A 22,196-nucleotide genomic window follows, 5' to 3' on the forward strand; every position below is an offset into this window, starting at 1 on the left:
CCTGGATAAACTCAGAAATAGCAGTTCCACAAGATGAATTCTTCACACTAAAAGTTATAACTACAGTGATGTCAGGTACATTTGATATATATGTAAATGATGTTAACTATGGTAACTATTCACTAAGAACTAAAGGTGCTGCTGAAGCAAATGTAACAAGATATGCATCCCAAGGTATAGATTCAAGAATCAATCAAAAAATAGTATTTGATTATTTCAAAGTATACCAAGTGTCACCAGAATTATTTGTCGCACCAACAAATACAATTACATTAAATTTAGATAATACATTACCACTTGAAGTGGGACAAGGGTTACCAATTAATTTGAGTTTAACTGCAAATATACAAACAGGTTGGACATTTGAAAATAATATCATTACATTTACAGATGAAGGTACGTATTTATTTACTGCAAATATTGAAAATGTATATGGCACATCGATAAAAACATTTGAAGTTCATGTGTTATTAGGTGATACGATGCCAGTAATTACTGCTAATGAAGTAGAAGCAACAGTTGATTTATCAGGTGTGTCACATGATTATCAACTAGACTTTACAACAAACATTACAAGTCCAGCAAGTAATCTGATGATTACTGTAAACAGTTTAGATGGATACCAAATAAATAACACATTACTTTCATTTAGTAAAACTGGTGTTTATGAAATAACTTTAACATACGAAAACACAAATGGATCTGATACTGCAACTGTTACAGTTACAGTTATAAAATCAGCATTTACAAATACAATTATTCATGATGAATTTCTAACAACAGGTGATTTATCAAACTATACTGTAACAACAACTGGATCTGGTCAGGTGAGTATTACTGGTTCAGCTATAGGCGCAGAAGATGGCGCGCTTCTATTATCTACAAGCGCAACAACCGGCCAAGCATTTATAGAAATGCCATTTAACGCACCACTTTCAGGTATTGTCATTGCAGAAGCAAGAATAATGGTTGGATCAACTTCATTTTCTAACGTATTGTTTTTCTATACAAGTGGCACAACAATTGTTGCACCACTCGCATTTGATTCAGGACTCATTAGATATCATGATGGTTCTTGGAAATCAACAGGATTTAATTATGATATCAATACATGGTACACAGTAAAAATGGTTGTTGATGTGGATAGTAAAAACTATGATTTATATGTTGACAACATAAAAATAGGTACATATGGATTTAGAACACCAGCATCGTCAAATGATATGATTAGATTTAGAAATGGATCAGACAAGGTAAATAGCAGTATATATTATGATTATATTGCGCTTTACGAAACCGAATAAAAAAAGGAATATTTAAATGAAAAAAACACTAAAATCAATAGTATTAGGAGTTACATTAATTGCAACAGTCTTGATTTTATGGGGTTGTAGTGAGCATATTATTGAAAACAATGATAAGTATTTATTAATTAATGAATTTGGGAGTGCTCCAATTTATGTAGAGGGCAAAGCTGAAGCGGGAAATCTTTCAGGAGATTTCCCCGGCGTTGTCCGAGTTGCTCATGACTTAAAAAATGACATATTTGATACCACAGGACACAATTCAATTATTACAGACCAAAAAGGCGATTTACTAGGAAAAGAAAACGTCATCATCATTGGAACTATTGAAAAAAGCAATATGATTAAATCTTTAGCTCAAGAAGGTAAAATCGATACATCAAAATTAGAAGATAAATGGGAATCCTATGTCATAGAAGTGGTAAAAGATCCATTTAATGATGGACGTATTAAACGTGCGCTTGTAATTTATGGATCTGATAAAAGAGGTGCAATTTTTGGCACCTATAAAGTATCTGAATTACTAGGCGTATCACCATTTAAGTTCTTTGCAGATAATGAACCAACACCAATTACTAATTTAGAACTACCAGGGGATTACTACGTATTTAAAGATGAGCCTACTGTACAATATCGTGGGATATTTATTAATGATGAAGAAGAGTTAGCTGCATGGAGTCAACAATTTGATGAAGGAAAATCCATGGGGCCCAACATGTATCATTACATTTTTGAAATGTTATTAAGATTAAATGCAAACTACATATGGCCTGCTATGCATGGCGCATCTGATGCGTTTAACGATCATCCAGAAAATGCACAACTTGCAGATTACTATGGTATTGTTGTAGGGACATCACACGTTGATATGATGCTTAGAAACAATAACAACGAATGGAATTCATTTGTTGCTCAATATAAAATTGAACATAATTATACAAAAGAAATTAAATATGATTATACAGTTAACCCAGAAATTATAAGAAAATATTGGAGAACAGCTGTTGAGTGGAATAAGGATTATGAAGTGCAATATACTTTAGGTATGCGTGCAGTTCATGATGAACCACTTCCAGCTGAAAACATTAACCAAGCACCATGGTATGGTGACAGGGTTTTATTAATGGAAAACATTATCGAAGATCAACGTCAAATTTTACGTGAGGTATTAGATAATCCAACATTAGAAGATGTTTTTATGGTCTTTACGCCATATAAAGAAGTTCAAGAAATATATAATCAAGGTTTAAAACTACCTGATGATGTAACAATCATTTGGGTAAATGATAACCATGGATATATTAGACAATTACCTAACGCAGAAGAACGTAAAAGACCTGGTGGTAATGGTTTATACTACCATAACTCATATTGGGGACCAGATAATGAATCATACATGTGGTTAAATTCTATGCCTCATGCATTTTTCAGACAAGAATTAAGTAAAGCAATCGCCTATAATACTACAAAAAATTGGATATTAAACGTAGGCGATATTGTACCAGGTCAGACATCTATGGCATACTTTATTCAATATGCATATGATGCACCTAAATATGATGGTGAGAATGCTTATCAATATGCATATGACTTAGGTAAAAATGAATTTGGTGAAGCTTATGCAGCTGAAATTGAAGGTATTTTAAGAGATTACGGTTTATATACACATGTAAGAAAACTTGAAATGATGGCTGTTGATTTATATACAAACACCAACTATTCGGATGAATATGAAAAATTAATGAGTAAATATAAAGATTTACTTGATCGGGCAGAATCTGTTTATGAAAGACTACCTGATCATAAGAAAAATGCATTCTACTTGCTCATTCTTTATCAAGTAAGAAGTGCCTACAATTATAATGCACAGTTTTATTATGCAACAAATGCAAATTCCGCTGTTATTGCAGGTAAACCAATTACCGCATACAATAGTTATCGTCAAACTTTAGATTATTATGATCTTCAAATGTATGAAAATAGTTATTTTAACAATGTTGTATCAGGAGGTAAATGGGACGGTATTTTAGAACCAAACTATTATATTCCACCAGTTGCTGCTGGTATTGCTGAAGGTGGATTTGCTGTTGAGACATATCCTGATTTAGGTGGTGTCATTGTAGAAGGTGAAAAAACAGAACAAGATACATCTTTACTAACATTTGGAAACTACGCTCAAGGTAGAAAATTCATAGATATATTTAGTAAAGGTGCAAGTGGCATTAACTATACAATCACAACATCAAAACCTTGGATCAAAGTGTCTAAAAACTCAGGACATACCTATGATAATGAAAGAATTTGGGTTGAAATTGATTATGCAGGATTAGCAAATGAATCTGAAACCGGAAAAATTACGATTGAATATGGCAATCACTCAAAAGATATTCATATTCAAGTAACCAATCAAAAACTCACACTTAATGAAAAAACATATGTTGAACAAGATGGTTATGTATCCATTGAAGCAGAACACTACTCAGATTTAAAAAACAACCATGTACAAACCTGGGAAACACTTAAAGATTTAGGTCGTATAAGTGGAGATATGATGCGTACAGTATCACCAAATCTAGTAGGAACATCCGAGCTAGAGTATATTGAAAATGGTGCTTATTTATCATATGATGTTTATTTTAATCATACGGGTACATTTGATATGGAAGTATTTAGATTACCTACTTTAAATGCGAATGGACGCTTAAGATTTGCTGTTCAAGTAAATGATGAAGAACCAACTATATTAGAAGGACAACTAGATGCAGAAGTTGGTAACCTAGATTGGCAATATGGTATATTCAATCAAATATTTAGACATAAATTACCTGTAACTATATCTAAAATAGGTTTAAATACAATAAAAATTTATAGTATTGATCCATACTTAGTATTTGATAAGTATGTGATATACACAAAAGGATTTGACCATTCAAACTTAGGTCCAGATGAGTCTTACAATACATATTATAATCAAGATGTTAAATCAAGTTACTATAAACCATATTATGAAACAAAGTACTTACCTGAAACTGATTTTAGTTTAATTGAACAATGGGGTAGTGGATATATTGTTGAACAAAACAATAAAGTATTAATTGAAGCTGAATATGCTCATGAACAATCTGATAGTGCATATACATCAAATCCATTAAATGGTGGATGGTTATTAAGTTCATTCCAAGGTGGCATGGCAATGCGAACTAAGGAATTAAACTATAACTATACAGGATTACATACAATTGCACCAACCTTGAACTACAAAGTAGCATTCAATAATACAGGTCAATACCGTGTATGGGTACGTGTAGATGCACCACATTACTCAGCCAATTCATTTGGATTTGGTATGAATGGTATTCAAATTTTTGAAGTCAATGGTGGCTTATATAGCTATCAAACTGAAGAAGCATATATTTGGAAACAAGTTGGTACAATGTCTGTAAGTCAAACAGGCGTTCAAACAGTTCAAATTTATGCAATGGCTGATGGATTAAGTATCGATAAAATTTATCTAACAAAAACAAGTGAAAATCCAGAAAATGGTGTTCAAACATCACTTAGAATGCAAACATTTGATACATCTAATATGGTTGATACAGTAGATGAAATCACATTAAGAAATCAATTAAAAACTGTAATCGATCAATTTGGTGGCTTATATACAATAGCAAGTACAAATGCTCTAGGAAGCTATTTAAAATCAGATGTTGAAGCATTTAGACAATCGCTAGATAATCTATATACACTATATAGTCAAACAACAAAATTAAATCCAACAGAAGTATCAAATCATGTAAATCTAGTTATTGAAACACATCAAACAATGGTTTTAAACAAAAACTTAACAGATGATACACAAAACTATATACTATATGAAGATTTTACTCAAATGACTCCAGGTTTAGTACCATTTGGCATCCATAAAGATCTATTAATTGGTGATAGTGGATATAGAATATATGAAACAGAAGATACAAAATACTTAAGTGTACGTACTTTCCATGAAAATAGAGCAAGAACACAATCAGCATTATTATCATATGACTTTACTAAACTTGCAACAAGTGAACTGGTAATTGAAACTCGCGTACGTTACAATGATGCAAGATGGGGCAATATGCTTTATGTATTAAATGAAAATGACCAAATAGCAATATCTATTGCATTTGAAAATTCTAATGGTCCTTCAAGAGATATAGTTGCATATAATGGTCAAAACAAGGTCGTTATTGGTCGATTTGAATATGGTGAATGGGTTGATTTAAAAGTTACAACAAATGTTTTAACAAACACATTTAATATTGAAGTTAACGGGAACTTAGTAGAAACATTATTTGCATACAGAAATGATACTGTTTCATTAAACAAATATCAATTCGGTGTGCAAAATTCGGTGGATTCTAAATTAGATGTTCAATACATCAGAGCCTATCTAACAGCAGATAGAGTGATCAATGATATTGACGAACTATTACAACTCATATCATTTGATAATCCAACGAAATACCAAAGTCAAATTCAATTACCTCTCATACCAAATGATTATAAACTTGAAATCATGAGTAGTTCTAACACAAATGTAATAGATCTAGACGGTAATATTTATCCAAACTTCACAAATGAAAGTATCATACTAGAATTTAGAGTTACACAACTATCAACAAATGAAACTAGAACCATACCAAACGTCACATTTAATGTTCCAGGTGTAACGACTGAACAATCAAAACAAAGACTATTACTCTTAATTGGTCAAACAAATGAAATACTTCATACATTACCTATCGGTACAACAGTTGGTACATTTGATCAAGAAATTTATAATGAACTACAAACACACTTAACAAATGCAGACCAATTAAGTGGTGAAGCAACTGTTTACTATAAGGATGTTTTACTACTAAATCAACAAATTACTCAAGAACTGGAATTACTATTAGATTCAAGAATTATGACTGAAAAAGTTTTAGATAAGAATTATATATACTATTTATATGACAACTTTGATCATTACCTAACAAGTGGCTATCCTTATGGCTTTGAAAAAACAGGTACAGGTGAACATCAAGTTTCAATTCAAAAAGATGGAACAAATGGATACTTAAGTTATCAAACTGGAGCACCAGGAACTATAACAAATTACTTATCATTTAATGAAAAACTAAGTGGTACTGTACATATTGAAGTCAAAATCAAAGATTTAACTGTTTCAGCAAGTCAATTTACGAATCTAATTTATTTAATGAATGATAAAGATACAACTAAGTATGCAATTGCAGTTGCATTTGAAAGAAGTGGTGGTCAAACATACCTTCAATACCATGATGGTAGTGGTTGGAAACGTACAGGTAATGTCAGTTCAAATCTATATACTATTGGCACTGATGCGGTTATAAAAGTTGTATTAAATATTGATGCAGCAACTTATGATATATATATGAATGATAACTTAGTCTATGAAACAATAGGCTTTAGAGCACCGGATATTAGAACTAACTTAACTCGTTTAATGTTTGGTACAAGTAGACAAAACCAAGATGTTATGTATGACTACATAAAGGTTTATAACATAGAACAAGCGGAGGTTTAATCATGAAAAAACTATTTAAATTTATTTTAATATTAAATGTTATATTGCTCCTATCTGCTTGTAATAATAAACCTAATGAAGAAATAAAAGCAGCATGGAAAATCGAATCCAATGTAAATCAAACCTACATTTATGAAGAAGTATTCATCGGATCTAATCATAATATAGATGTTGATTGGTACTTAAAAGTTAATGATTCTGAATTTGAACTATATCAATCACAAAAATCAAATGTGTACTTTAAAACCGCAGTAGTTGGTACCTACACATTTAAAGCTGTAAATAATGATGTTGAATCCAATCTTGTAACCATAAAATATGAAGACTTATTTGGTGATGTTTTTGGACATTCACCATTAATGGAAAGACCTACAAGAGGTATCGACTATAGCAAAGATAAAGGTAATTCGAAAGAATTAGTTCATGAATTTCAAAACAGAACAGCAGACTTATATACATATTTTAAAGATATTTATAGCACAAGATATATTATTTCGGCTGATATTGATATCTTAAGTGTAAACGGTCAAGAACCTTATCCCAAAGCTGGCTTATTAGCAGCCCAACTAAATGATAGAAAAATATTATTTGCATTCGATGCAAGAGCAAACTTTGATAATGATGATGTTATTGTTGTAAATCATACAGCTACACATGGTGGTACATGGGATTGGCCAGGTACAATCTATAGATTAAGAGATATTAATTTTAGAACATCAACCGGTAGTCATATGACATATAAATTAACTGTTATTAGAGAAGATACAATGTTTTATTTCTTCTTGGATGGTAGTTTAATTATTCAACAAGACTTCCCGGATTTAGACCAAGAAACAGTCGCAGGTACATATACTATGGGACAATCTGTAAAATACACGAACTACTACGCTTATCAAGATGATCCAAATGATGAAAATGATGCATATAGTTTAGCTGTAAAAACAATGCTTAATAGATAATTAAAAAATATCATCCAAGGGTTAACCTCCTTGGATGATATATAATTATTTTAAAGGAGCAAGGATAAAAAAATGAAAATAAACCAAATAAAAAAATACATACTCATACTCGTTTTTATAAGTTTACTCATACTTAGTGCTTGTCAAGAACATAAGCAAACTATAGATCCAACGAGTGTGTCATTTAATGAATCTTCAATCACTTTAGATGTGGGTGATGAATATTTATTAGATCCAATTATCTTACCAAGTGATGCAACAAATAAAACATTAACTTATGCATCTGATTCTACACATTTTACAGTCACACCAGATGGATTAGTTAAAGCATTAACTCCTGGTAGTGGTACTGTAACAGTAAATACAATAAATGATTTAAAAGCAACCATTACAGTTACCGTTAAACTTGAAGAAGTTGATGAAATATTAGTATCTAATATTATTATAAGTATGAGCACATTAGAACTAGAAAAAGATGAAAACTTTCAAATAAATGCTACAATTATTCCCTCAAATGCAACAAATAAAACACTAAATTATGTATCAAGTGATGAAAGCATTATTGTTGTATCTAATTCAGGATTAGTTCAAGCTAAACAAACTGGTACGGCATCTGTAACTATTTCTAGTATAAATAATGTCAAAACAACATTAAATGTCATTGTAAAAGAACAAATCGCACCAATTACAACAAGTACATTAGGTAACTCCTTATATGGTTATAGCCATACTTCAGGATTTGATCTGACACATTTATCAGAAGAAAATCCATATATAGAATCAAGTGAATTAAATGAACAAAGAATATATTTTGAAGACTTTAATCGTTCAAACTATATAGTAAGTGCTAAAATCAAATCAAAAAACAAAACAACTGCAAATATTCCAAAAGCTGGTATTATTGTTGGTCAAAATGAAAGTGGCATTGCAGCTGTTTCAATTGATTTTAAAACAGGAATAGAAATATATGCAGGTTACCGTACAACTACGGGTCAATGGGATTGGCTCGAGCCGGGTGGAAATTCAAATGCCCCTGTAGCTGTATCACCATTAATTGATTTAGTTCATGGTACAACACTGAATGTTGTAAGATTGGGTAACATGATGTATGTATTCATCAACAATACATATATATTTAAACGTGAAATACCTAACTTTGGTTTAAATGAAGCCGTAGGGATCATATCATATGGCGCAGCAGCAGTCTTTAGTGACTATTATGTTTCAGATGATTCTACAAAAATCAATCAGATGATGTCAAACATGGAAAATAGACAAGGAAAGTCTGTTTTAACCATAGGAGATAGTTTATTTGATTTTTATGATGATGCGATAAATGATACGATTCAATCATTTATCTATGAATCTGGATATACCCATTTTTATAAAGATAATGTTGGTGGATCTAAGATTACCCCTGAGGTGAATCTAACAGGTAGAAGTACTGTTAATCATATTGATGTAGGTACATATGAAGCTTATGATGATCTAGACTTAATTATTATTCAAAGAGGTACAAATGATGTAGCTAATTGGAGAACAAATAACGTTATTAAAGGCGAAATTGGAGACGGCAACAAAAATACGACATTTGGTGCAATGGCTTATATTATGAACTATTTTAGAATAAAACATCCAAATGCACGCATCATTTGGTCGACAATTATTTATCGTGCAGACACAGATTTTGTTCAAGATCATGAAACATATAACAATGCAGTTTATGAAATTGCACAATCATATAATGTTGAAGTCTTTGATTTAAGAACCGCTATTGGAATTAACCAATCAAACTATTCAACTTATTTATCAGGTGACAAATTACACTTATCTGCTCAAGGTGAAATTAAAATGAAAAATGCATGGTTGAATTATTTAGATGATGTGTTACCTGAAAATAGAGTAAACATCACAGCATCAAAAACAAACTATGTTATCGATTTAGCAAGTACAAATAGTTTAGAGCTAACATATGACGTTACTGGAACACCAGCACCAAGTGTTACAATAAATACAAACAGTGACACAGGATTTACTGTTGATCCATTAAATCCAAATACATTTATTTTTGATACTGTGGGTCAATATGTATTTGAAGTGTTTGCTGAAAATGAGTTCGACTCTGATCTAATAGTGTTTAATATTACAATAATTGATTCATCTTCTCAAATAGAAACAATACTACTTCAAGATAATTATGAAACGGAAGTAAAATATTTACCTCCAAAAGTAACAAATTCTGGTAGTGTAAATGTAGTAGGCGATCAATTAGTATATCATGTTGGCGCTACAGGTGGCAGTGCATTTGTAGATTACTTATTTGATCATACATTACAAGGTGTGGTGGGTACTGAGATTACATTTAAATATGATGGTAGTGGTAATGCAAGTTTCATGAATCTACTTTACATGTATTCTGCTAATAACAATGCAACTGATATTGGAGGTTCTATTGCTTATTCATTTGCAGTAGGTGGTAGAAATGATCAATCAGATCATGTTGCTCATTTAAGAGTTAATAGAATGAATAATACAGCTGGAAGTGATGCAATTAGTTATAATGGTAGTTATATTTATATTAATAAAAATCAAACATATACGATGCGTGTGATTACAGATTATACAAATAAAATAAATCATCTTTACTTTAAAGGTGGAGATTTCAATAATGGTGAATTTGAATTTATTGGTACTTTTGGTTTCAGAAATGAATCAACTGTAACTAGAGTCCTTAGAACGGGTTCTGATAAAGCAAATTCAACTGGTTACATTGATCAAATTAAAGTTTACTCAGTAGAAAATTAAATAGTAAAAGAAGGTATTCAATTCATTTATAGAATTAAATACCTTCTTTTTTTATGTATTAAAACTTATGTGTACCATCACTTACTGATGTTTCAATAAATGATGGTTCATAACCAATAATTTCTTTGTATGATTCTAATACCTTTAAAGTTAAATCTTTTACTAGGTCTTTATTAACAATCGCAACACAACTACCACCAAAACCTGCACCAGTCATACGAGCACCAAGGGCACCATGTTTCATAAGAAGTGATTGTAGAGTATCAAGTTCAATACCTGTAACATCATAATCATTTTTTAAAGATTCATGAGATTGAATCATCAACTCTCCAAACATTTCTAAATTGTGGTTTATAAGTGCATTTGAAGCTTTAATTGTTCGGTCTTGTTCAGTAACAACATGTCGTACTCTTTTAAAAATTACATCGTCTAATAAATCTTTGATTTGTGGTAATATACTTGGTTTCAACTCACAAAGATTAGAAATTAAATAAATAGGTTTTAAGATACTTAATGCTTTTCTAGTTTCTTTATATCTTTCGTTATATTTTGAATCTGCCAAACCACGTTTTTTATTGGTATTTACAATAAGTAATCTATAGTCATTTAATTCTAAAGGTACATACTTATATTCTAAAGTGTTCGTATTTAACATAATGGCATGATTTTTTTTACCAGCAAGAACTGCAAATTGATCCATGATACCAGAATTTACACCAACAAAGTTATTCTCGGCATCTTGACCGATTAAAGCTTTATCTTCTAAGGAAATATTTAGATTAAACATATCATCTAACATGACAACAATTAAACTTTCTAGACTTGCAGAGGAGGATAATCCAGCACCATAAGGCATATTACCATGAATATACAAATCAAAACCATGAGTAATTTTATAACCTCTTTTATGGAGTGCAACTATGACACCTTTAATATAATCTGCCCAACTTACTAAAGGATCACGTTCAAGATTATCTAAACTAAATTGATACATTTTTCCAAATGAATGGGATGAAACATTTATGATATTATCATTTCTTTTGCCAATTATACCGTAAGTACCAATAGATAATGCACATGGAAAAACATAACCACCGTTGTAGTCGATATGTTCACCAATTAAATTCACACGTGCTGGTGAAAAATAGGTTAAACCATCCGTTCGATTAAATAATTGATAAAAATTAGTTATAAGTTGTTGTTTCATAATTTTACTCCATTAATGAATTTTATAAATGCATCATAATCTTTTTTTTTAAATACACCACAATCAATTAAAACATTTTCAAATACTTTACCGATTTCAAACTTTATGATTTCATCAAAATTATTTTGAGTAAATTCATATTTTTTCAAAAGAGAATCGAACCAAGTTTTATGAACCATAGATTTTTCAGGTAGAGGTATGTGATTAAAGTAATAATTTCTTAAATCATAAATTTCTTCAACTAATCTTGCTGGAAGTATAGCAAGACCAATTGCTTCAATTAAACCAATATTTTCCTTTTTTATATGATGTTTATCTTCATGGGGATGAAATATACCATTTGGATACATATCAGTTGTACGGTTATTTCGTAATACCAAATCAAGTTCATATAAACCGTTTTTAAATCTAGCTATAGGTGTAATTGTATTATGAGGTGTATGAAGAGTATTTGAGTAAATATTTAATTCAGGATTAGAATATGTTTTCCATGATTCCAGTATTTTGGTAGATAAATGAATCATATTTGCTTTATTTGTTGATTTTAATCTAATTGTTGATAATGGCCAATTAAGAAGATTAACATTTACATCACCATATTTTAATTCATATATGCTTTTTGCATCCTCAATTGGAAATTTATGACGCCCACCTTGATAATGTTCATGACTTAATATAGATCCACCAACAATGGGTAAATCAGCATTTGATCCAAAAAAATATGAATCAAATTGATCAACTAGTGATAAAAGATTTATAAATGTATCCTTAGAAATACGCATGGGTTCATGTTTTTCACTTAATACAATAGCATGTTCATTGTAGTAAATATAAGGTGAGTATTGAAAATACCATTTTTTATTTTCTATATTAAGTTCTAAAAGTCTATGTTGGTCTCTAGAATCTCTATTCATGTTACCGGAAAAACCTTCGTTTTCTTTACATAAAACACAAGGTGGGTAGTTTGATTGAATTGCTTTTGCTTGAGCTATAATTTCTTTTGGATCTTTTTCAGGCTTAGATAAATTGATTGTGATTTGAAGTTGTATATTTTTGGTCTTATAGTCAAAAGATATATTTTTTAATATACGATCAAAGCGAATATAATTTAATGATTTTGCATAGTTATATAAAAAGTTAGTTGCATCTTTACTAGATGTTTTTTTAATTAAATGAAACTTATTTTCTACAACGGATGGAAGTGATGCAAAAATGTTCATAATTTTTGCATCAAACAAATCTCTATTCGTTTTAAAGTCTTCAATTACATTATCTGATACTAATTGGTCTAAAATTGGTTTAAGTGCTTCTGAAGGATGATCAATTTTTATATAATCAATTTTATCCATACTTAAATCTAAATTAAGTAAATAATAAAGTTGGTTTTTTACATATGTATAATCTCTTTTTGAAATAACACCTTTTTTAATTTCATATTGGATTAAACTTTCAACGTTTGCTTTCATCAGTTAGGCTCCTTTGTTGATTTTCTAATAATTAATTTTGTTGGTATAACTACTTTTTGAGTGATATGTCTACCGTTTATTCGTTCTAAGAGTAGATTTAAAGCGGTTTTCCCCATGTGTTCTTGATAAACTTTGATTGTTGTTAGAGGGGGAATTGTATAAGCACTTTGAGTAATATCGTTGAAACCAATAATTGAAATATCATCAGGCACTTTTATACCACTTTCATATAAAGCATTTAAAACACCAATGGCCATTGCATCAGAAGCAACTAAATAAGCTTTTGCTAAATTCTTAGATTGTATTGCTGATTTCATAAGTTCGTATCCAGATTCAATACTAAATTTGCCAATATGAATTTTACTGTGATCTTTGTAGTGATTCTTAAAATATTGTTCGCGACGTTCACCTACTAATTTATTCATCGCATGTGTGTATTCTCTACCACCAATATAGCCTACATCAAATAAATTTAGTTTTTCTAAATAATTGATTGCTGAAGCATAAGCATTCTCAAAATCAATCACAACACTATCAAATACATTTGGATCAGGAGAAGAATCGACAAAAACAATATATTTATAATAAGTTTTAAAGAGTTTAATTTCTTCATCATCGAACTTACCTATAGCTATTGCTCCATCAAGTGGCATAATATCTTTTTTGATATCATCATAAAAAACTTTAACCAAAGTAATACCTAAATCATGTGCAGCTTTTTCAATACCTAATCTAATGGTTAAATAATATGTATCTTCTAATTCCTGGGTTCTTGTAAACCAGTGTAACATGGCTATTTTTAATGAATTATGTTTACGTTTACTTGTACCTTTATAATCTAATTTAGCTGCAGCTTCTATTACTGAACGTCTAGTTTCACTTGAAACTGAAAGTGTGGGATCTTGATTGATAATTCTTGATACTGTTGAAACGCTAACACCTGATACTTTAGCTACTTGTTTTAGTGTTGACATAAAAATCACTCCTTAATCATATTATATAACATAATACTAATTTTAGTAAAAGTTTAGTAAAATATGATAAAATTAAATAAAGGAGTAAAATGATATGGAAATAATTAAATTAAAAAACGATTTTCAAGAACTAACAATTTTAACAACTGGTGCAACAATCCATGAATGGATTTGCTTTAAAGAGAAAATAAATATCCTTATTTCTAATGAAGATTTATCAAACTATCAAATTACTGGTAAGGGATTTTTAAATCAAACAATTGGCAGAGTTGCAAATAGAATAAAAGATGGAAAATTCACCTTAAATAATAAAACATACCAATTAGCAAGAAATTTTGATGGTGGTCATCATGGTCATGGTGGACCCACAGGCTTTTATTTACGTGAGTTTGAAATAATTGAAAAAACAAATCATAAAGTTAAATTAAAATATGTTTCTAAACATTTAGAAGAAGGTTATCCTGGAACAGTAACACTATTTGTAACGTATGAAATAAAAGATATTGAAATGATCATCACATATGATGCAACAACCAGTTTGGATACAATTATGAGTATTACTAATCATGCACATTTTAACTTATCTACTGAGGATACAATATTGAATCATGAAGTGTTAATTAGTTCAAATAAAGTACTTGTGATTGATCAATATTTAGTACCAACAGGAAATTACATTCATGTTGAAAATACAAGTTTTGACCTTAGAAATTTTAAGAAATTAAAAGAAGTTTTATCTAGCAAAGAAGTTTTAAATATAACAAATGGGCTTGACCATGCCTATATATTTGGTAAGGATAAAAAAGTACACTTAAAATATAAAAATAGAAATTTAATAATTAAAACAACTTATCCCGGTGTACAAGTGTATTCAATGAATCATAATCTTAGTCAAAAACTATTAAACAACAGGATATTTAAAAAACATGCAGGTATTGCATTTGAACCCCAATATGAACCAAATGCCATAAATATACCTCATTTTAACCAACCCATCCTTAAAAGTAATGAGAAATATCACCATCAAATCATTTATAAAGTTTTTGAAGATTAGTAAGTACTGTCATCAATGTAATAATATATAAAAATATATAAGTGATTTTAATTAAGATAAGCCCCTAAATAAGGAGGTCCCAATAAGCCACTTCAAAAAGCATATTGGAACCTTCTTTTCTTTTTATAATTATTAAGATACATTTGATATTTTATACTCTATATATTTATAAGGTTGTATAATTACGCATTCATTTTTTATTGTGTCCCACTATATTTGGTCAGATTCCGTTACTATTTCAACACCCTTTATTCGTAACAACTTAAAAGCTTCATGTGTCATATTGATATTAAATTCATATATGTATATCATATATACATCAAAGGTATGATGGATGATTCAGAAAATCAAATATAAAATTATATATTAAAAGAAAAAATGAGGTTTATTACTGACTACTTAAGTACGCCAAAAAAATAGTAAAATAATCTAACTAAGGCATATGGGACAAATTTGTCATGTATAACGTCATAACTGATGTTATAATTTATAGGTTAATGAATGAATCTGATATATGTTTTACTTGTAAAATTATAATAAATAGTATAAAATATGATTATTCATTAAACGAACAATAAGGGATAGGTATTTATTTTGGTAAAAAAAGATTTTTTTAAACCAACTATAATCTATAAAGAGTACATGATTTTAAACTTAATAGAAAAAGATCCTAATATTACTCAAAGAGAAATCTCAACAGCAATTAACATTGCTGTTTCTATGGTTAATACATACATTGATATGTATGAAAAAGAAGGTTTGTTACAAAAAGAGCATATCTCAACTAAAACAGTAAGGTATCATATTACAAAAAAAGGTATTGAGCGAAGAAAGTTTTTGAATATAGGATATCTAGATAATGCACAAACAATATATGATTCAGCAAAAGAAAACATTGACGCATTTCTTTATAACCTATCAAAAAAAGGTTATAAAGATATTTTACTATATGGTGCAGGAGAAGTGGCTGAGATATTACTTCATACAATTACTTCTAAAAACTCACCAATTAATGTAATAGCAGTCATTGATGATAATCATAAAAAACAGCAAAAATATTTAGTTAATAAACAAATTATTTCATTTAAAGAGGCTATGAATTATAAACATGATGCGATATTAATATCGAGTTACGCAAATAATGAAATAATATATATGAACCTTGTTAATACGGGTTATGATAAAGATAAAATATTAAAATACTTTGATATCTAATCAAAAGGATGAAAAACATGAAAGAAAAAATATTACTAGCTTCACCTCATATGAGTAAAGAAGGTTATGAACAAGAATTTGTAAATGAGGCATTTAAAACAAACTGGATTGCACCACTTGGTCCTAACGTTGATAATTTTGAAAAAGAACTAGCTACTTTAGTAGGCATAAACCATGCAGCAGCGCTTGTTTCTGGTACTTCTGCAATACACCTTGCACTAAAGGCAGCGGGTGTTAAAGATGGTGACATCGTATTATGTCAGTCACTGACCTTTTCAGCATCTGCAAACCCTATTATGTATGAACGTGCAATACCAGTCTTTATAGACAGTGATTTGGATTCATGGAACATGAGTCCAATACACTTAGAAGAGGCTTTAATTAAGTATCCTAATGCGAAGGCAGTTATTGTAGTTCACTTATACGGGCTACCTGCAAAAATGGATGAGATCGTAAGTATCTGTAAAAAGTATAATGTAACACTTATTGAAGATGCTGCTGAATCATTAGGAACCACTTATAAGGGCAAATATACTGGTACTTTTGGTGATTATGGTATCTTTAGCTTCAATGGTAATAAAATCATTACAACTTCTGGTGGCGGCATGCTAGTATCAAACTACGAAGAAAGAGTCCAAAAGGCAAGATTCTGGGCTACTCAAGCTAGAGATAAGGCTAGACACTATCAACATAGTGATATAGGATTTAACTACCGTATGAGTAATGTAGTAGCCGGTATTGGTAGAGGACAACTTAAAGTGCTTAATGAAAGAGTCTTAAAAAAACGTGAGATTTACTTTATGTATAAAGAAGCCTTTAAAGATATCAAAGAAATTGAAATGATGCCATTAAACGATTTTGGATTTTCTAACTGCTGGTTATCTAGTATGACCATTAAGGGTACTATTACACCCTTAGATGTCATAGTAGCCTTAGAAAATGAAAATATAGAAGCAAGACCACTATGGAAGCCAATGCACTTACAACCTTTTTATGAAAAGTTTGATTATATTGGAGCAGCTGTTTCTGAAAAACTATTTAATACAGGGTTATGTTTACCAAGTGATACTAAAATGACAAAAGATCAGCAACAACGCGTAATTGATGTTATTAGGAGTTTATTTAAATGAAACGAAGAAGAACTTTTTATGAACTTATCATAAAAAGACCCATGGATTTTATATTAAGCTTGATTGCTATTATTGTACTATTACCAGTAATCATAATAGTAGCAATTTTGGTAAGAATAAAACTGGGAGGCCCAGTATTATTTACACAAAATCGTCCAGGTAAGAACGAAAAAATATTTAAACTTTATAAGTTTAGAACGATGACATCAGAAAAAGACAAAGATGGTAATCTACTACCTGATGAAGTACGCCTAACTAAGTTTGGAAAGTTCTTAAGATCAACATCCTTAGATGAGTTACCTGGCTTATTCAATATACTTAAAGGACATATGAGTATAGTAGGACCAAGACCTTTATTAGTACAATATTTACCGCTTTATAATGAAGAACAAAAGAAAAGACATTTAGTTAGACCTGGTTTAACAGGACTTGCACAGGTAAATGGTAGAAATGCTATTTCTTGGGATGAGAAATTTAAATATGATGTCAAATATGTTGAAAAGATAACCTTTATTGGTGATATTAAGATCATAATATTAACCGTGTTTAAGGTGATTAGAAGAAAAGATATTAATTCAAACACTTCTGCAACTATGGAATTTTTTGAGGGAAATTAAGATGAATAACTATAATATATTGATTTTAAGTGCTGGAAGAAGAGTAGAACTTATTCAAGCATTTAAAAAAGCTGCAAAAAAATTAAATATTAATAGTTCTATAATAGCAGCAGATATGTCAGGTTTAGCTCCTGCGCTCTATTTTGCTGATAAACATAAGTTAATTCCTGCAATAAGTGACATAAACTACATAGACAACTTGATTTCATTGTGTAACGAAGAAAATGTAAAACTTGTAGTACCCACAATAGACACAGAGTTATTAATTCTAGCTGAAAATAAACAAAGAATAGAATCTGAAACAAATGCTAAAGTTATGATATCTGATCTTAAGTTAATTCAAATGTGTAGAGACAAGATTAAGACCTCAGATGATTTATCCAATAATGGGTTCTTAGTACCTTACTTATACGGTGATCAGGATATCAAGCAAAATAAAGTTACATTTCCCTGCTTTATTAAACCAAAATCAGGTAGTTCAAGTATCAATGCGTTTAAAGTGAACAATGATAAGGAACTTGAACTATATAGAAAATTTATACCAGATTACATGTTACAAGAATATGTTGGAGGAGACGAGTACACTATTGATGTCTTTTTAGATTTTAACTCTAATCCAATTACTATAGTTCCAAGACTAAGGCTTGCAACTCGTTCCGGTGAAATATCTAAGGGATTGATTGTAAAACATAGAATTATAATAGACACAATTAAAAATATGATGGATAAATTTAAGTTCATAGGACATATAACGGTACAATTAAAAATTGACAAAGATATAAAATTTATCGAAATTAATCCTAGATTTGGTGGAGGTGCACCAATGAGCATAGCTGCTGGTGCAGACTCCTGTGAAAATCTGTATAGACTCTTAATGGGTGAACAACTGTCATATAATGAAGTTTATGAGGATGATGTATATTTCTTACGATATGATTCAAGCATTATGGTAAAAAAAGGCGAAATCATATTATGATTAAAGTAGTTATATTTGATTTAGATGATACTTTGATTGATGAAAGATCATTTGCATTTAGTGCATTTGTTGAAATTTCAGATGAACTTTCAAGAATAATAAATAAAACATCTAACAACATATATAAAGAATTAGTACAATTATATGAAGAGTACCCCAATCTAATATTCAATAGGATATTAGATGATAATAGTATTACTTATAATGAAGAATTAATAAGTGATTTAATATTAAAATATAGAAATCATAAACCAAATATTGAACTAAGTAGTGATGTGAAAGAGTTATTAGTGGATTTAAGAAATAAAGGTATCAAATTAGGTTTAATTACTGACGGATTTAAGACAACGCAACGCAATAAAGTTATAAGTTTAGAACTGGAAAAATACATTGATAAAATAGTTATTACTGATGAACTAGGTCCTAACAGAGAATTTTGGAAACCTAGTGAGAAACCGTATACTATTATTAAAGAATACTTTAATGTGGAGTATAACGAGATGGTTTATATTGGTGATAATATAAATAAAGACTTTATTGCACCCATTAAACTTGGAATGAAATATACACTGTATATTAATGAAAATAGTCATTATCAGAAGTTAGAGCAAAATAAATATTTAGGACAATCAATTAATGATTTAAATGAAGTGTTAAAATTAATTAGATAAGGATATGAAGACGATGTTTGATAAAACAATATTAGTCTTAACAATATTAAATATAGATTTCAATGTAAATAAATCATTATACAGTGATCTTTACTTTGAACTATCTAAAAATGCTAATGTTATTGTGTTGAGCTTAACTGACAATGACAATAAGGTTACAAAGTACTCTGAAAGCCTAGAAGTTCATAATATAAAAGTTAGTTCAACGTTTCAAAATTCAAAGATTAAAAAGGCAATAAATCTATTAAGATTAAATACTAAGTTACTTAGTTATATAAAGAAAAATTTGAAAGATAAGATTATTAATTTGGTCCTTTACAGTACACCACCAATTACATTAAATAAGTCTATAAAGTATATAAAGAACTACTACCATGCAAAGACTTACCTACTGCTAAAAGACATATTTCCTCAAAATGCAGTAGATTTGGGAATGTTCAGTAAAAAAGGACTTATACATAAGTACTTTAGATTAAAAGAAAAGAATGTATATAATCTATCAGACAATATCGGATGTATGTCAGAGGCAAATGTAAAGTATATATTAAATAACAACAATATTGATAAACAGAAAATAGAAATCAATCCAAACAGTATAGAAATCAAGCATATCCCTGAGATGAGTTCTCATCAAAAACAAGAAGTTTTGGATACTTATGGTATAGCAAAAGATAAATTTAAGATGATTTATGGTGGTAATCTAGGAGAACCACAAGGAATAGAATATATTCTCAAGGTTATTTTAGAAAATGAGAAATACAATAACTTTATTATCATTGTCGGTTCTGGTACACAAAGTAATAGAATCAAACAATTTATTGTTGATAATAATTTGCAGAATACAGTTTTTATTGATAAGTTGTCAAAAGATAAATTTGATCTTTTGCTTTCTGCTTGTGATGCGGGATTAATATTTTTGGATTCTAGATTTACGATTCCAAATTTCCCATCTAGGTTATTATCTTATCTTGAGTATTCTAAACCAGTAATTGCAGCTACAGATCTTAATACGGATGTTGGTAAAACAATCAAAAATGGTGGATTTGGGTATTGGTGTGAAAGTAATAAAACCGATGATTTCTTTAAGTTAATTAATAAAATTCAAGAAGAAAATTCAAATAATCAGCTTGGCAAAATAGGACGTGTTTTTTTAGAAAATCATTATAGCGTTAATAGCTCGGCTAAGTTAATTATAGAAAAAATTGAGGTGTAAAATGAGTGGTTTTAGTAAGAGTTTTAAGGGGAATATTTTGTTAGTGACTGGTGGAACTGGATCTTTTGGTAACGCAGTAGTTTCAAGATTTTTAAGTAGTGATATAAAAGAAATTAGAATTTTATCTCGTGATGAAAAAAAGCAAGAAGACATGAGAAAATTTTACAATAATGATAAACTTAAATTTTATATTGGAGATGTAAGAGACTACAACTCTATTGAAGGTGCTTTTATTGGTGTTGATTACGTATTTCACGCAGCAGCACTTAAACAAGTTCCTTCCTGTGAGTTTTATCCGATGGAGGCAGTAAAAACTAACGTTGTAGGCAGTGATAATGTTATTACTGCTGCAGTTAAAAATGGTGTAAAAAAAGCTATTTTCTTATCAACAGATAAAGCAGCATATCCAATTAACGCAATGGGTATGAGTAAAGCTATGATGGAAAAAAATGTTGTAGCAAGATCACGTCAATTAAGAGAAAACGATACTGTATTATGTCTTACAAGATATGGTAATGTTATGGCATCACGTGGTTCAGTAATTCCTTTGTTTTTAGATCAAATTGAACATAATAGACCGATTACCATTACAAACCCTGAAATGACTAGATTTATGATGACTTTAGAAGATGCTGTTGATCTAGTGCTTTACGCATTCAAACATGGTGAACAAGGAGATTTATTTGTTCAAAAGGCACCTGCAGCTACTATTGATGTACTAGCAAAAGCAGTATTAGATTTAAAGCAAAGTAATTTAGAACCAGTTTACATTGGTACACGACATGGAGAAAAACTCTATGAGGTATTAGTCACTAAAGAAGAGATGCAAAAAGCAATAGACCTTGAAGGCTTCTACAAGATACCAGCAGACAACAGAAATCTCAATTACGACAAGTTCACAGAAAAAGGTTCAAAAGCACTAGAACTAGCTGATTCATATCATTCACATAATACTGCTAGACTTGATGTTGAAGGTATGAAAAAATTACTATTAAAATTAGATTTATTTAAGTAG

Annotated in this window: 15 protein-coding genes; 12 read left to right on the forward strand and 3 right to left on the reverse strand. The window is 29.8% G+C overall.

Annotation, left to right across the window (positions count from 1 at the left end):
- From G324_RS08040 to G324_RS0105015, 4 genes are all read left to right on the forward strand, one after another.
- A partial coding sequence (locus G324_RS08040; protein WP_035357480.1) for a hypothetical protein occupies window positions 1-1,304 on the forward strand: 1,304 nt, incomplete at its 5' end.
- A 16-nt stretch (window positions 1,305-1,320) separates the two neighbouring features.
- Window positions 1,321-6,894 carry a glycosyl hydrolase 115 family protein gene (locus G324_RS0105005; RefSeq protein ID WP_025725295.1) on the forward strand — a complete coding sequence of 1,858 codons (5,574 nt, stop codon included), beginning with the start codon at window positions 1,321-1,323 and terminating at the stop codon, window positions 6,892-6,894.
- 2 nt (window positions 6,895-6,896) lie between these two features.
- Window positions 6,897-7,853: a hypothetical protein gene (locus G324_RS0105010; RefSeq protein WP_025725296.1), complete on the forward strand. Its 957-nt coding sequence runs from the start codon at window positions 6,897-6,899 to the stop codon at window positions 7,851-7,853.
- A gap of 72 nt (window positions 7,854-7,925) precedes the next feature.
- The gene (locus tag G324_RS0105015) at window positions 7,926-10,658 is read left to right on the forward strand and encodes an Ig-like domain-containing protein (protein WP_025725297.1); all 2,733 of its coding nucleotides are present in this window, start codon (window positions 7,926-7,928) and stop codon (window positions 10,656-10,658) included.
- 58 nt (window positions 10,659-10,716) lie between these two features.
- On the opposite strand, the gene G324_RS0105020 is transcribed toward G324_RS0105015, so the two are convergent.
- From G324_RS0105020 to G324_RS0105030, 3 genes are read right to left on the reverse strand one after another with little or no spacing between them, the layout of a single operon-like run.
- Window positions 10,717-11,865 (reverse strand): galactokinase, encoded by a 1,149-nt coding sequence (locus G324_RS0105020; RefSeq protein ID WP_025725298.1) that lies wholly within the window; start codon window positions 11,863-11,865, stop codon window positions 10,717-10,719.
- Complete coding sequence (locus G324_RS0105025) at window positions 11,862-13,331, reverse strand: UDP-glucose--hexose-1-phosphate uridylyltransferase (RefSeq protein WP_162146922.1); 1,470 nt, start codon at window positions 13,329-13,331, stop codon at window positions 11,862-11,864. The genes G324_RS0105020 and G324_RS0105025 overlap by 4 nt, the downstream gene beginning before the upstream one ends.
- On the reverse strand, window positions 13,331-14,305 hold the full coding sequence (locus G324_RS0105030; RefSeq protein WP_162146923.1) for a substrate-binding domain-containing protein: 975 nt from the start codon (window positions 14,303-14,305) through the stop codon (window positions 13,331-13,333). The genes G324_RS0105025 and G324_RS0105030 overlap by 1 nt, the downstream gene beginning before the upstream one ends.
- Window positions 14,306-14,399: 94 nt before the next feature.
- Between G324_RS0105030 and G324_RS0105035 the strand changes: the two genes are divergently transcribed.
- The 8 genes from G324_RS0105035 (at window position 14,400) to G324_RS0105070 (ending at window position 22,196) form a co-directional block, all read left to right on the forward strand.
- Window positions 14,400-15,359 carry an aldose epimerase family protein gene (locus G324_RS0105035; protein ID WP_025725301.1) on the forward strand — a complete coding sequence of 320 codons (960 nt, stop codon included), beginning with the start codon at window positions 14,400-14,402 and terminating at the stop codon, window positions 15,357-15,359.
- Window positions 15,360-15,953: 594 nt separating this feature from the next.
- Window positions 15,954-16,574 (forward strand): winged helix-turn-helix transcriptional regulator, encoded by a 621-nt coding sequence (locus G324_RS0105040; protein WP_025725302.1) that lies wholly within the window; start codon window positions 15,954-15,956, stop codon window positions 16,572-16,574.
- A gap of 17 nt (window positions 16,575-16,591) precedes the next feature.
- Window positions 16,592-17,704: a DegT/DnrJ/EryC1/StrS family aminotransferase gene (locus tag G324_RS0105045; protein WP_162146924.1), complete on the forward strand. Its 1,113-nt coding sequence runs from the start codon at window positions 16,592-16,594 to the stop codon at window positions 17,702-17,704.
- Window positions 17,701-18,321: a sugar transferase gene (locus tag G324_RS0105050; protein WP_025725304.1), complete on the forward strand. Its 621-nt coding sequence runs from the start codon at window positions 17,701-17,703 to the stop codon at window positions 18,319-18,321. Before G324_RS0105045 ends, G324_RS0105050 begins: the two co-directional genes overlap by 4 nt.
- 1 nt (window position 18,322) lies before the next feature.
- Complete coding sequence (locus tag G324_RS0105055; protein ID WP_162146925.1) at window positions 18,323-19,297, forward strand: ATP-grasp domain-containing protein; 975 nt, start codon at window positions 18,323-18,325, stop codon at window positions 19,295-19,297.
- On the forward strand, window positions 19,294-19,968 hold the full coding sequence (locus G324_RS0105060) for an HAD family hydrolase (protein WP_025725306.1): 675 nt from the start codon (window positions 19,294-19,296) through the stop codon (window positions 19,966-19,968). Before G324_RS0105055 ends, G324_RS0105060 begins: the two co-directional genes overlap by 4 nt.
- Before the next feature lie 13 nt (window positions 19,969-19,981).
- Window positions 19,982-21,181 carry a glycosyltransferase family 4 protein gene (locus tag G324_RS0105065; RefSeq protein ID WP_035357483.1) on the forward strand — a complete coding sequence of 400 codons (1,200 nt, stop codon included), beginning with the start codon at window positions 19,982-19,984 and terminating at the stop codon, window positions 21,179-21,181.
- Between the two features lies 1 nt (window position 21,182).
- Window positions 21,183-22,196, forward strand: a complete 1,014-nt coding sequence (locus G324_RS0105070; RefSeq protein ID WP_025725308.1) for a polysaccharide biosynthesis protein — start codon at window positions 21,183-21,185, stop codon at window positions 22,194-22,196.

The sequence above is a fragment of the Acholeplasma granularum ATCC 19168 genome (assembly GCF_000526235.1).
Classification (GTDB): Bacteria; Bacillota_I; Bacilli_A; order Acholeplasmatales; family Acholeplasmataceae; genus Acholeplasma; species Acholeplasma granularum.